This is a genomic window from Pseudomonas putida (genome assembly GCF_002906855.1).
Lineage (GTDB): Bacteria > Pseudomonadota > Gammaproteobacteria > Pseudomonadales > Pseudomonadaceae > Aquipseudomonas > Aquipseudomonas putida_N.
The window spans coordinates 1,082,109-1,096,201 of record NZ_MINI01000048.1 but is presented as its reverse complement, the minus strand read 5'-3'; the positions used below and the strand labels follow the sequence as shown (position 1 = coordinate 1,096,201).

General features: G+C 62.4%; 9 protein-coding genes. All 9 read left to right on the top strand.

Translation table 11 applies throughout. The features are described from left to right. The first annotated feature begins 694 nt into the window (after window positions 1–694). The 9 genes from pilM to BGP85_RS27685 all read left to right on the top strand — a co-directional run bounded on the left by pilM (window position 695) and on the right by BGP85_RS27685 (window position 14,000). Window positions 695–1,546 (top strand): type IV pilus biogenesis protein PilM, encoded by an 852-nt coding sequence (pilM, locus tag BGP85_RS27725; protein WP_103446066.1) that lies wholly within the window; start codon window positions 695–697, stop codon window positions 1,544–1,546. Then, complete coding sequence (locus BGP85_RS27720) at window positions 1,546–2,082, top strand: PilN domain-containing protein (protein WP_103446065.1); 537 nt, start codon at window positions 1,546–1,548, stop codon at window positions 2,080–2,082. Before pilM ends, BGP85_RS27720 begins: the two co-directional genes overlap by 1 nt. Continuing rightward, window positions 2,079–3,095 (top strand): pilus assembly protein PilP, encoded by a 1,017-nt coding sequence (locus BGP85_RS27715; RefSeq protein WP_103446064.1) that lies wholly within the window; start codon window positions 2,079–2,081, stop codon window positions 3,093–3,095. Before BGP85_RS27720 ends, BGP85_RS27715 begins: the two co-directional genes overlap by 4 nt. Continuing rightward, entirely contained in the window at window positions 3,019–4,287 is a 1,269-nt protein-coding gene (locus BGP85_RS27710; RefSeq protein ID WP_103446063.1) for a type IV pilus secretin PilQ, read from the top strand. The genes BGP85_RS27715 and BGP85_RS27710 overlap by 77 nt, the downstream gene beginning before the upstream one ends. 4 nt (window positions 4,288–4,291) lie before the next feature. After that, on the top strand, window positions 4,292–4,810 hold the full coding sequence (gene aroK / locus BGP85_RS27705) for a shikimate kinase AroK (RefSeq protein WP_060509908.1): 519 nt from the start codon (window positions 4,292–4,294) through the stop codon (window positions 4,808–4,810). Window positions 4,811–4,904: 94 nt separating this feature from the next. Next, entirely contained in the window at window positions 4,905–6,002 is a 1,098-nt protein-coding gene (gene aroB, locus BGP85_RS27700; RefSeq protein WP_103446062.1) for a 3-dehydroquinate synthase, read from the top strand. Between the two features lie 15 nt (window positions 6,003–6,017). After that, window positions 6,018–7,637, top strand: coding sequence for an AAA family ATPase (locus tag BGP85_RS27695; protein WP_103446061.1), 1,620 nt, complete (start codon window positions 6,018–6,020; stop codon window positions 7,635–7,637). Window positions 7,638–8,012: 375 nt separating this feature from the next. Continuing rightward, window positions 8,013–12,458 carry a glutamate synthase large subunit gene (gene gltB / locus BGP85_RS27690; RefSeq protein ID WP_103446060.1) on the top strand — a complete coding sequence of 1,482 codons (4,446 nt, stop codon included), beginning with the start codon at window positions 8,013–8,015 and terminating at the stop codon, window positions 12,456–12,458. A 123-nt stretch (window positions 12,459–12,581) separates the two neighbouring features. Then, the gene (locus BGP85_RS27685) at window positions 12,582–14,000 is read left to right on the top strand and encodes an FAD-dependent oxidoreductase (RefSeq protein WP_103446059.1); all 1,419 of its coding nucleotides are present in this window, start codon (window positions 12,582–12,584) and stop codon (window positions 13,998–14,000) included. The last annotated feature ends 93 nt before the right edge of the window (window positions 14,001–14,093 follow it).

Genomic DNA, 14,093 nt, shown 5'->3' with positions numbered 1-14,093 from the left:
ACCAGTCAGCCTAGCGCCTCAACCCGGCACTGCTCCGAGTCTCCGCACCTCTCCTCGCGGAGAGAATGCACCCGAGGTGGGGGCTACATTGTCAGACGGGCTTCACACACCACCGTTGCCAGTGATGCATGCCGTCGTAGGCTACCGTTGGTCGCACAACGAGTCCGCTACTGCTCCATGTAGGCGGCAGTTGGACAATGACAGACAGAGCTTCCGCTCATGTCTCCAGAGGAAGGACCGAACCAAGACGGTGAAATGACCGTTGGTCGGGAAGTTGTTACCTCCTGTTTCAAAATAAGCAGGAGGGGACCCCTGCGGGGGTCTTCTCCCCCGCTTGGGTTGGTGTGTAGAGGGCTCTCCAAAACCGGGATTGCCGGTCCTGCGGTCGTGCTACCGAGAGCTGAACGACCTTGGGTTTTGCCATCCGCCGCAGCGTTAAGTCCTTGAAGGCAGTGGACTTCTGGGTTGGTTTTGTTTCTTGGGGATGGGTACCCAAGTTTTCGGTTTCCTTTGGAAAACCACATCAAGCTGACCATACAGCTTGGTGGGAGGAGACACGCAAAACGTGTCGCACAACGCTGGGCATTATAAGCATTTTTCGTCTCGCCGGGTGACCGGCCAGGCGGCCCGCTGCACCGTCTGGCTGGTCAGGCCCGGCAACGCGGCGGTTCATGGTTGTAACAAGGAAGTCGCTATGCTTGGACGTTTTGGCAAGGATGCCAGTTCACTGTTGGGGGTGGAAATTGCTTCCGACTCCATACGTATTGCACAGCTGCGGCGCCACAGGGGGCGCTACCAGCAGCTGGTCTGGGTGGTCGAGCCGTATGCGCCTGGCGGCGGCTGGCAGGACCCAGATCGAATCGTCGCGGCCCTGCGCAGCGCTTATCGGCAATCTGGCAGTCGCCAGCGCCGGGCTGCCGTGGCCCTGCCTGCCTCGCAAGTGATCTGCAAGCTGTGCCAGCTGCCAGTCGGTCAGGCTCCGAGCCAAATGGAGGCACAGCTGCTGGCGGAAGCGGATCGGCTGTTTCCCTTTCCCCTTGAAGACCTGGTGCTGGACTTTCAGGTGCTGGGCGCTTCTTTGATACAACCCGGTAGCCTGGATGTCCTGGTCGCGGCCAGTCGACAGAGTGCATTGCAGCCTTTGCAAGCAGCATTCGAAGCGGCCGGGCTGGAGCTGGAGGTTGCGGAGGTGGACAGCATTGCCTTGCGCCGGCTGATGCCAAAGCAAGCCAAAGGCCCGGCAGCACTGCTGCGTATCGAGCCGGGCAGCTCGACGCTGCATGGTTGGCTTGGCGAAACGCTGCCTTCACGGCGGGAATTGCTCCCGGGTGCGCTGCCTGATCTGCCCGGTGATGTATTCGCTGAAGGAGCGGGGCCGGAAGAAGTGCTTGTCGTCGGCGCTCCTGCGATCGGGCGAGGCTTGCATAGTCAACTGAGTGAGCGTCTCGGCTTGCCGTGCCGGCCATTGCCGCCTGTGGCCGGCGTGGATTGCAGTGAGGGCAGCATGGCCTTGGCTTTTGCATTGGCAATGGGGAGTGTGCGCTGATGTTGCGCCTGAATCTGATGCCGTGGCGAGAGCGGCAGCGCCTGGCAGCGCTCCGCCGTTTGCGTCTGATGTTGGTGGGGGCAGCCGTGGTGGCGTTGTCTGCGGTGCTGCTGATCGATCAACTGGCTCGGCAGCGAGCTCGACAGCAAGCTGATGCCAACAATGGCCAGCAAGCCGCAATCGATGTGCTCGAGGTGCAGATGACTGAGCATGATCGTATTAGGCAATCCTATGATGCGCTGCGTGCGCAGGCTGCGGCGTTGGCTGATTTGCGTGTTGAGCAGGGGCTGGTGACCGCTGTGTTTGCGGATCTGGAGCGGGCGCTGCCGAAGGGCGTTCAACTGCTCAGGCTCGAACTGCACGACTCACGGGTGAGCATGGTCGGTGTGGCCGCTTCAGGGGCAGTCGTGGCGCAGCTGATGCGTGAGCTGGAGCGCTCTGCCGTGATGCGTGAACTGGAGCTGAAAAGCCTGAAGAGTCAGCCGGGTGGCGACGAGTTTCTGTTGTTGGCCCGCTTGTCGGCGTTCTGGTCGTGAATCTGCTGCAGCCAGGCGCATGGCTGGCCCTCGTCGAGCGCTCGCGTTTTTTTCGCTGCGCGCTGCCATTCGCCACGGGCCTCATCCTGTTTGGGCTCGGCTGTCTGTTTCGCTTGCCGCAATGGCTGCAGCTTCAGGAGGAAGAATTCGCCAGGCAAGTTCGCCTGCTTGAGGCGCATGAAACCAAGGCTGCCGAGGTGCTGGCGCTGACGCAAATGCGCAAGGCCCTCGATGATGAATGGCAACTTTTGCAGGATGCTCGCTGGCGTCTTGCCGGCGGGGCCGACATGAGCGATTTGCTCGACCAGCTGGCGGCCTCGGGGCATGCGCATGGCCTGCACTTCGAGCGACTCGATGTACTTGATGAAATTAAGCAGCCTGGTTACCTGCAGACACCGTTGGACGTGCAGGTAGTTGGACGCTATTCGGGGCTGCGGATGTGGCTGGACGACTGGCTTGGTCAAGATCGTCTGTTGCGCGCCGAGGGGTTGCAGTTGGCACCTGCCGATGACCGGCCTGGTCTGTTGCGCCTTGGCATTCGCGTGCATGCCTATCAGGCTGACGGGGCAGTGCCCGAGCCGTTTTCACTGGCTGATTCACCCGCTCGAGGTGAGGTGCTGCCGGTGGTTCTCGATCCGTTTTCCGCCTGGGCGAAGCGCATTGCGCAGGCAGGGCTTGCCAGTGTCCCGCTGGCTCAGCTGCAGATGGTCGGCAGCCTGCAGCGGGGACAGCAGCGTGAAGCGTTGCTGTTGGCAGCAGGTCGCTTGTATCGCGTGCGCCCCGGTGATCGGCTGGGGCGTGATGGAGGTGTTGTGGTGGAAGTCGGCGAACGGCAGTTGGATGTACGTGAGCGACTGTTCGTAGGGGGCGTGTGGCGTGAACGCACGGTAATGCTGACGCTCAGGAAGAGCGTGACAACGGAGGCCACGGAAGGTGATGAAATGGCTGTTGAAGTGGGTGGTGGTGGCGGTGATACCCGGTCAATGGTGCATCGCGGCGCCCTATCGGGGTGAGCCTATCTCGCTGAACTTTCAGGATGTCGAGGTGCGCTCGGTGCTGCAGGTTCTGGCTGACTACGCCGGGATCAACCTGGTGGCCAGTGACACTGTGCAAGGTAATGTCACCCTGCGGTTGCAGGAGGTCCCCTGGGATCAGGCGCTGGAGCTGGTTCTTCGTAGCAAAGGGCTGGCTCGGCGCGAGGAAGGGAATGTGCTGCTGGTGGCGCCAGCTGTCGAGTTGGCCGAGCAATCCCGCGGCACCCGTATCGGGCAGGTGCTGGATGCGCAGTTGCAACCCTTGCGGCGTGAGTTGCTGCCGATCCATCACGCCAAGGCTTCCGACCTTGCAGAGTTGCTGCTGGAAACCCTGGCGGATGACGGCATTCTGACCGGTCGTGGCAGCCTGAGTGTCGACGCTCGCACCAACACTTTGGTCGCGCACCAGCCTGCTGACCGCCTTGCCGAGTTGCGGCAGTTGGTCGCTCAGCTTGATGTGCCGGTACAGCAGGTAGAGATCGAGGCGCGCATCGTCGAAGCCAATGTCGACTATGAGAAAGGCCTGGGCGTGCGCTGGGGGCGACAGCTGTATGGGGAAGCGCCGAAGTTGGGCAAGGATCTGTTTGTCGACCTGGGCATGGAGCGGGGCGGCGCCGGCATTGGTGTTGGCCTGTTGCGTGGCGGTGTGCTGCTTGACCTGGAGCTTAGCGCCATGGAAAAGAGCGGCAACGGCGAAATCATCTCCCAGCCCAAGGTGGTCACGGCTGACAAGGAAACCGCCAGGATTCTCAAGGGTACCGAAGTGCCTTATCAGGAAACCAGCAAGAGTGGCGCCACCTCGGTGGCCTTTCGCGAGGCCTCGCTGTCGCTGGAGGTCACGCCACAGATTACTCCGGACGGGAAGGTGATCATGACGGTCAAGGTGACCAAGGACGAGCCTGACTTCGTCAATGCCCTGAACGACGTGCCGCCGATTCGCAAGAACGAGGTCAATGCCAAAGTCCGTGTGGCGGACGGTGAAACCATCGTCATCGGTGGAGTCTACTCGACCACGCAAAACAATGTGGTCGACAAGGTGCCATTTTTCGGCGATCTACCGTATGTTGGGCGGCTGTTTCGACGCGATGCATTACAAGAGAAAAAATCCGAGCTGCTGGTCTTCCTGACTCCGCGTATCATGAGTGACCAGGCGATTGCTGTGAGTCGTTGATTCTGTGCGAAATTTGATACTTGTAGGGCCCATGGGTGCTGGCAAAAGCACCATCGGGCGCCTGTTGGCCAAAGAGTTGCGCCTGCTGTTCAAAGATTCCGACAAGGAAATCGAGCTGCGAACCGGCGCCAACATCCCGTGGATCTTCGATAAGGAAGGCGAACCGGGCTTCCGTGACCGTGAGCAAGCGATGATCGCCGAGCTCTGCGCGCTCGATGGCGTGGTCGTGGCAACCGGTGGCGGCGCAGTCATGCGCGCGGAAAACCGCCAAGCGCTGCACGAGGGCGGCCGGGTGATCTACCTGCACGCCTCGGTGGAGCAACAGGTCGGGCGTACGGCGCGCGATCGCAACCGCCCGTTGCTGCGCACCGCCAACCCGGAGGCGACCCTGCGTGCCTTGCTGGAGGCGCGCGACCCGCTCTATCGTGAAATCGCCGACCTGGTGGTGGAAACCGACGAACGGCCACCGCGCATGGTGGTGCTCGATATTCTCGAGCGCCTGCAGCAGTTGCCGCCCCGCTAAGCCGGGACTATTCTCGGCCAGCGCCGAGGCGAGGTTCAACGTTACCGCGCGGGTCGAACAGCCGGCGCCGCGCCCAAGTACATTGTGGGGATACATGCAGACACTTAAGGTCGACCTCGGCGAGCGTAGCTACCCGATCTACATTGGCGAAGGCCTGCTGGACCAGGCCGAACTGTTGGCACCGCATATTCGCGGGCGGCAGGTTGCCATCGTTTCCAACGAAACCGTCGCGCCTCTGTATCTCGAACGCCTGAGCAAGACCCTCGGTGCCTATGCGGTGCTGCCGGTGATCCTGCCGGACGGCGAAGCCCACAAGAACTGGGAAACCCTGCAACTGATCTTCGATGGTCTGCTAACAGCGCGGCATGACCGTCGTACCACCGTGGTGGCCCTCGGCGGCGGCGTGATCGGCGACATGGCCGGCTTTGCCGCGGCCTGCTACCAGCGCGGCGTCGACTTCATCCAGGTGCCTACCACCCTGCTGTCCCAGGTCGACTCCTCGGTGGGCGGCAAGACCGGCATCAATCACCCATTGGGCAAGAACATGGTCGGTGCCTTCTATCAGCCCAACGCGGTGCTGATCGATACCACCAGCCTCAAGACCTTGCCCGAGCGCGAGCTGTCGGCGGGCCTGGCCGAAGTGATCAAGTACGGCCTGATCTGCGACAAACCCTTCCTGAGCTGGCTCGAAGACAATATGCAGGCCCTGCGCGCCCTCGAGCCCGCAGCCCTGACCGAAGCGATCAGCCGCTCATGCGCTGCCAAGGCTGCCGTGGTTGGCGCCGACGAACGTGAGTCCGGCGTGCGTGCCACGCTGAACCTGGGCCATACCTTCGGCCACGCCATCGAAACACACATGGGCTACGGCGTGTGGCTGCACGGTGAAGCCGTGGCCGCAGGCACGGTGATGGCCCTGGAAATGTCCATGCGCCTGGGCTGGATCGACCAGGCCGAGCGTGATCGCGGTATCCGCCTGCTGCAGGACGCAGGTTTGCCGGTGGTGCCACCACAGGAAATGACCCCGGCGCATTTCATGGAGCATATGGCGGTCGACAAGAAGGTGCTCGATGGCCGCCTGCGGCTGGTGCTGCTGCGCCAGTTGGGCGAAGCCGTGATCACCGACGACTATCCGAAAGAGATTCTTCAGGCCACGCTGTCGGCGGATTACCGCGCGATCGTGGCCCAGCTTTGAGGTTGTGACAGCGTAATGACCAGTTTGCATGCCGATGAGGCGTTCCTCGAACATTACCAGTTGAGCCACGATCCGTTCGCACCGCGTGTGCCCGGCTTCAAGTTCTTCCCTGCCCAGCGCAAGCCGGTGCTGGGCCAGCTGCATCACCTGGCCCGCTACAGCCAGCTGATGCTGGTGGTCACCGGCCCCGTAGGCAGCGGAAAGACCCTGCTGCGCCAGGCCTTGGTGGCGAGCACCAACAAGCAGTCGGTGCTCAGCGTGGTGGTGTCTGCCCGCGGCGCCAGTGACGCCGCCAGTGTGCTCGGCCAGGTAGCGCAAACGCTGGAAGTGGCCCAGCCTGAAGTGCAGGCGATCCTGAACAAGGTGGTGCAACTGGCACTGACCGGGCAGGAAGTCTACTTGCTGGTGGACGATGCGGAACAACTCGACGAGTCGGCACTCCAAGCGTTGCTGGAACTGGCTGCCGGGCTGCCGGAAGGGCGCCCGCACGTGTTCCTGTTCGGCGAGCCTTCGCTGATTGCCGGGTTGGACGAGATCCAGGTCGAGGAAGAGCGCTTCCACGTCATTGAACTTGCCCCCTACAGCGAGGAAGAAACCCGCGAGTACCTGGAGCAACGCCTGGAAGGCGCTGGCCGGGGCATCGAGGTGTTCACCCGTGAACAGCTAGTCGATATCCATGAAAACTCCGACGGATGGCCTGGCAACATCAACCAGGTCGCCCGCGATACTTTGATCGAAGCCATGATCGCCAGCCGTACCACGGTCAAGCGACCATCCATGGGGTTCAAAATGCCTAAGAAACACGTACTCGCGCTGTCCGCTGTCGTCGTGGTCGCCGTAGGTGCTGCGGTTCTGATGCCCAAGAAAGGCGACAAGCCCGCTGCCGAGGCGCCTGTGGCCCAGGCCCAGTTGCCGTTGGGCCAGGGCCAGCCAGGTGGCGCCCAGTCGAACAACGGCAACCCGGCCATCGAATTCTCCGGCCAGTCGCAGCCGATGCCGCTGCCGCTGGTGGGTCAGTCCCAGCCAGTCATGCGCGAGCCGCTGGCGCAAGCTGCCGGTATGGGTGATGGCGAAGAAGGTGGCCCGGCCGGCAACACCGCCTTGCAACCTGGCAATCCGCCGACCGTGACCACGATCGCGCCGCCACAGGGTGTGCCTGCTGGCCCCGCGCCGAGCATGGCCCAGGCTACCGCACCGGCACAGCCGGTTGCGCCAGCGCCCAAGCCTGTCGCTACTCAGCCAGTCAAGCCGGTTGCGCCTGCCAAGCCGGTGCCGGCACCGACTCAGGTCGCTGTCGCCAAGCCTGCCGCCAAACCGGTAGAAAAACCGGTCGCCAGCGCCAGTGGCAGCGGTGGCTGGTACGCGGGCCAGAAGCCAGGCAACTATGTGGTGCAGATCCTCGGCACCAGCTCCGAGGCGTCGGCCCAGGCCTTCGTCAAGGAGCAGGGTGGCGACTATCGCTACTTCAAGAAAAACCTGCAGGGCAAACCCCTGTACGTGGTCACTTACGGCAACTTCGCCAACCGCGACGCAGCCGTTGCGGCAATCAAGAACTTGCCAGCGAAGGTCCAGGCTGGTAAACCTTGGCCACGTACCGTTGCCAGCGTCCAACAAGAGCTGGCCTCGGCCCGCTGATACCTGCCGGGCGGCATCACCCCCGCCGCCCAGTTGCTGAGCGATTAACGACATTCGAATAGCCTGCTGCGCCTGAGCGCGGCAGGCTTTTCTGTCCCAGACTGCCGGCCACAAGCCTCTGTTGCAGTCATGGCTGAAACGCTTCAGACTCGAGCCAAGCCGCTATCACGGCGCATGGCGCAAAAACATTCAAAATTGCGACATAAATTTTCAATGGTGAGACATGAAAATTTGTGGGTATGACTGTCGCTGTGCAACAATGGTTTTCCATGGCCACCGCAAAAAAGCTGGCGTTTGATCGGCGTGGATGGTAAGTGGTTGTACATAAAAGAGATTTACCTCCGGTTGAGAGGTGAACCTGGTGAGAAAGTGTCTATGAAAACAGGTCTGTACCATCCCGAAGAATTCAAGGACAACTGTGGTTTTGGCCTGATCGCCCATATGACGGGCGAGCCGAGCCACCACCTTCTGCAAACCGCCATGCAGGCACTGACCTGCATGACCCACCGCGGCGGTATCAACGCCGACGGCAAGACCGGTGACGGTTGCGGTCTGCTCATGCAGAAGCCCGATCAGTTCCTGCGGGCCGTGGCCCAGGAGCACTTCGCCGTCGAGCTGCCCAAGCAGTACGCCGTCGGCATGGTGTTCTTCAACCAGGACCCGGTCAAAGCCGAAGCTGCCCGCGCCAACATGGACCGCGAAATCGTCGCTGCCGGCCTGAAGCTGGTCGGCTGGCGCAAGGTCCCGATCGACACTAGCGTGCTCGGCCGCCTGGCCCTGGAGCGCCTGCCGCAGATCGAACAGGTGTTCATCGGCGGTGAAGGCCTGAGCGATCAGGAATTCGCCATCAAGCTGTTCAGTGCCCGTCGCCGTTCGTCCGTGGCCAACGCCCACGACGCCGACCACTACATCTGCAGCTTCTCGCACAAGACCATCATCTACAAAGGCCTGATGATGCCGCGCGATCTCGCGGCGTTCTATCCTGATCTGGGTGACGAGCGTCTGCAGACCGCGATCTGTGTGTTCCACCAGCGCTTCTCCACCAACACCCTGCCGAAATGGCCGCTGGCGCAGCCGTTCCGCTTCCTCGCCCACAACGGCGAGATCAACACCATCACCGGCAACCGCAACTGGGCCATGGCCCGTCGCACCAAGTTCGCCAACGACTTGATCCCCGACCTCGAAGAACTCGGCCCACTGGTCAACCGCGTTGGTTCCGACTCCTCGAGCATGGACAACATGCTGGAGCTGATGGTAACCGGTGGCATCGACCTGTTCCGCGGCGTACGCATGCTGGTACCGCCAGCCTGGCAAAACGTCGAGACCATGGACGCCGACCTGCGCGCCTTCTACGAATACAACTCCATGCACATGGAGCCGTGGGATGGCCCGGCCGGTATCGTCATGACCGAAGGCCGCCACGCGGTGTGCCTGCTCGACCGTAACGGCCTGCGCCCGGCGCGCTGGGTGACGACCACCAACGGCTACATCACCATCGCCTCGGAAATCGGCGTGTGGGGCTACCAGCCTGAGGAAGTCCTGGCCAAGGGCCGTGTCGGCCCAGGCCAGATCCTTGCCGTGGACACCGAGACCGGCCAGATCCTCGACACCGACGCCATCGACAACCGTCTGAAGTCGCGCCACCCGTACAAGCGCTGGCTGCGTCAGCACGCCCTGCGCATCCAGGCGACCCTGACCGACGACCAGGGCGTGGCCAGCTACGACGCTGACCAGCTCAAGCAGTACATGAAGATGTTCCAGGTCACTTTCGAGGAGCGTGACCAGGTGCTGCGCCCACTCGGCGAGCAGGGCCAGGAAGCGGTCGGCTCGATGGGTGACGACACGCCGATGGCCGTGCTGTCGCAGCGTGTGCGTTCGCCGTACGACTTCTTCCGCCAGCAGTTCGCCCAGGTGACCAACCCGCCGATCGACCCGCTGCGCGAAGCGATCGTCATGTCCCTGGAAATCTGCCTGGGCGCCGAGCGCAACATCTTCCAGGAATCCCCGGAGCACGCTTCGCGGGTGATCCTCAGTTCGCCGGTCATCTCGCCTGCCAAGTGGCGTTCGCTGATGAACCTGGAGCGCGAGGGTTTCGACCGTCAGCTGATCGATCTCAACTATGAAGAGAGCGTCGGCCTGGAAGCAGCCATCCGTAACATTGCCGACCAGGCTGAAGAAGCCGTGCGCAGCGGCAAGACCCAGCTGGTGCTGAGCGACCGCTACATCGCCCCGGGCAAGCTGCCGGTGCACGCGTCGATGGCCGTGGGTGCCGTGCATCACCGCCTGACCGAACAGGGCCTGCGTTGCGACAGCAACATCCTGGTCGAAACCGCCACTGCCCGCGACCCGCACCACTTCGCCGTGCTGCTGGGCTTCGGTGCCTCGGCCGTTTACCCGTACCTGGCCTACGAAGTGCTGGCCGACCTGATCCGTACCGGCGAAGTACTGGGCGATCTGGACGAAGTCTTCAAGTACTACCGCAAGGGCATTTCCAAAGGCCTGCTGAAGATCCTGTCGAAGATGGGCATCTCCACCATCGCCTCGTACCGTGGCGCCCAGCTGTTCGAAGCCGTGGGCCTGGCCGAAGAAGTGGTCGGCTTGAGCTTCAAGGGCGTGTCCAGCCGCATCAAGGGTGCGCGCTTCGTCGACCTCGAAGGTGACCAGAAGCTGCTGGCAGCCGAAGCCTGGAGCGCGCGCAAGCCGATCCAGCAAGGTGGCCTGCTGAAGTTCGTCCACGGTGGCGAATATCACGCTTACAACCCGGACGTGGTCAACACCCTGCAAGCCGCCGTTCAGCAGGGCGATTACGCCAAGTTCAAGGAATACACCACACTGGTCGACCAGCGCCCGGTGTCGATGATCCGCGACCTGCTGAAAGTGAAAGTGGCCGACGAGGCCCTGCCGCTGGATCAGGTCGAGCCGCTGGAGGCCATCCTCAAGCGCTTCGACTCCGCCGGTATTTCGCTGGGTGCACTGTCGCCGGAAGCTCACGAAGCCCTGGCCGAGGCGATGAACCGCCTGGGTGCACGCTCCAACTCCGGTGAGGGCGGTGAAGACCCGTCGCGCTACGGCACCATCCGCAGCTCGAAGATCAAGCAGGTGGCCACCGGCCGCTTTGGCGTGACCCCGGAATACCTGGTCAACGCCGAAGTGCTGCAGATCAAGGTTGCCCAGGGCGCGAAGCCCGGTGAAGGTGGTCAGCTGCCAGGCGGCAAGGTCAACGGCCTGATCGCCAAACTGCGCTATGCGGTACCGGGCGTGACCCTGATCTCGCCACCGCCGCATCACGATATCTACTCGATCGAAGACCTGGCCCAGCTGATCTATGACCTCAAGCAGGTCAACCCGCAGGCCCTGGTATCGGTCAAGCTGGTGGCTGAGGCCGGCGTTGGCACCATCGCCGCCGGCGTGGCCAAGGCCTATGCCGACCTGATCACCATCTCCGGTTACGACGGTGGTACCGGTGCTTCGCCGCTGACCTCGATCAAGTACGCTGGCGCCCCGTGGGAACTGGGCCTGGCTGAAACCCACCAGACCCTGCGCGGCAACGACCTGCGCGGCAAGGTACGGGTACAGACCGATGGCGGCCTGAAGACCGGCCTGGACGTGATCAAGGCAGCCATCCTCGGTGCCGAGAGCTTCGGCTTCGGCACCGCGCCGATGATCGCCCTGGGTTGCAAGTACCTGCGCATCTGCCACCTGAACAACTGCGCCACCGGCGTAGCCACGCAAAACGATAAGCTGCGCAAGGACCACTACATCGGCACCGTCGACATGGTGATCAACTTCTTCACCTTCGTCGCCGAAGAAACGCGTGAGTGGCTGGCCAAATTGGGCGTGCGCAGCCTCGGCGAGCTGATCGGCCGTACCGACCTGCTCGACGTACTGCCAGGCGACACCGAGCGCCAGCAGTACCTGGACTTGACCCCGCTGCTGGGGAGCTCGCACATCCCGGCCGACAAGCCGCAGTTCTGCGAAGTCGACAAGAACCCGCCGTTCGACAAGGGCGAGCTGGCCGAGAAGATGGTCGAGATGGCTCTGCCGGCGATCCGCGACCAGGCCGGCGGCGAGTTCAGCCTCGACATCTGCAACTGCGACCGTTCCATCGGTGCCCGTATCTCTGGCGAGATCGCCAAGCTGTACGGCAATCAGGGCATGGCTGACAAGCCGCTCACTTTCCGCTTCAAGGGTACTGCCGGGCAAAGCTTCGGCGTGTGGAATGCCGGTGGCCTGAACCTGCACCTGGAAGGTGACGCCAACGACTACGTCGGCAAGGGCATGACCGGTGGCAAGGTCACCATCGTGCCGCCAGCTGGCAGCCCGTTCGCCACCCAACACAGCGCCATCGTCGGCAACACCTGCCTGTACGGCGCCACCGGCGGCAAGCTGTTCGCCGCGGGTACTGCGGGCGAGCGTTTCGCTGTGCGTAACTCCGGCGCCCACGCTGTTGTCGAGGGTACTGGCGATCACTGCTGTGAATACATGACCGGCGGCTTTGTCTGCGTTCTGGGCAAGACTGGTTACAACTTCGGTTCTGGCATGACTGGCGGCTTCGCCTACGTGCTCGACATGGACAACAGCTTCGTCGACAAGCTCAACCACGAGCTGGTGGAAATCCAGCGCATCAGTGGTGAGGCGATGGAAGCCTACCGCAGCCACTTGGCGCGGGTCCTTGGCGAATACGTGGAAGAGACCGGCAGCGAGTGGGGGCGCGAGCTCTTCGAGAATCTGGACGACTACGTGCGGCGCTTCTGGCTGGTCAAGCCGAAGGCGGCCAACCTCAAGCAACTGCTGTCCAGCACCCGTGCCAACCCGCAGTAACAACAGCTGCAAGTGGCAAGCCTCAAGCTGCAAGTAAAAGCAGCACGAGGTTTGCCCGGCTTAAGTGATCGTCTTGCGGCTTGCAGCTTGTAGCTCGCAGCTGCTGTAAAGAGGTTTTGAAAAATGGCTGAACGTCTGAACAACGACTTCCAGTTCATCGAAGTGGGCCGCAAGGACCCGAAGAAAAAGCTGCTGCGCCAGCGCAAGAAGGAGTTCGTGGAGATCTACGAACCGTTCAAGCCGCAGCAGTCCGTGGAGCAGGCACATCGCTGCCTGGGCTGCGGTAACCCGTATTGCGAATGGAAGTGCCCGGTACACAACTTCATCCCCAACTGGCTGAAGCTGGTCTCCGAAGGCAATATCCTGGCCGCGGCCGAACTGTCGCACCAGACCAACACCCTGCCGGAAGTGTGCGGCCGTGTGTGTCCGCAGGACCGTCTGTGCGAGGGCGCCTGTACCCTGAACGACGGTTTCGGCGCGGTGACCATCGGCTCGGTGGAGAAGTACATCACCGACACCGCCTTTGCCATGGGCTGGCGCCCTGACATGTCCAGGGTCAAGCCAACCGGCAAGCGCGTCGCCATCATTGGTGCCGGCCCGGCTGGCCTGGGCTGCGCCGACGTGCTGGTGCGCGGTGGCGTGACCCCGGTGGTGTTCGACAAGAACCCGGAAATCGGTGGCCTGCTGACCTTCGGTATCCCCGAGTTCAAGCTGGAAAAGACCGTGCTGAGCAATCGTCGCGAAGTCTTCACCGGCATGGGCATCGAGTTCCGCCTGAACACCGAGGTGGGCAAGGACATCACCATGGAACAGCTGCTCGCCGAGTACGACGCAGTGTTCATGGGCATGGGTACCTACACCTACATGAAGGGTGGTTTCCCGGGTGAAGACCTGCCAGGCGTGCATGACGCGCTGGATTTCCTGATCGCCAACGTCAACCGCAACCTGGGCTTCGAAAAGTCGCCGGAAGACTTCGTCGACATGCAGGGCAAGAAGGTCGTGGTGCTGGGCGGTGGCGACACCGCGATGGACTGCAACCGCACCTCGATTCGCCAGGGCGCCAAGTCGGTGACCTGTGCCTATCGCCGTGACGAAGCCAACATGCCGGGCTCGCGCAAAGAGGTGAAGAACGCCAAGGAAGAGGGCGTGAAGTTCCTCTACAACCGCCAGCCCATCGCCATCGTCGGCGAGGACAAGGTCGAAGGCGTGAAGGTGGTCGAGACCCGTCTCGGCGAGCCAGATGCCCGTGGCCGTCGTAGCCCTGAGCCGATCCCGGGCTCCGAAGAGATCCTGCCGGCTGACGCCGTGGTGATCGCCTTCGGCTTCCGCCCGAGCCCGGCACCGTGGTTCGAGCAGCATGGCATCCAGCTGGACAGCCAAGGCCGTGTGGTGGCGCCGGAGAAAGCCAAGTTCAAGCATCAGACCAGCAACCCGAAAGTGTTCGCCGGTGGCGACATGGTGCGTGGTTCGGACCTGGTAGTGACCGCCATCTTCGAAGGCCGCAACGCTGCCGAAGGTATCTTGGACTACCTCGAAGTCTGATCGATTGCTGGGGCCGCTTTGCGGCCTCAAGCATTTTTGTATACAAAAATGCTTGATCTGTGGCACCTAATAGACAAAACGCATGGCCTTGAC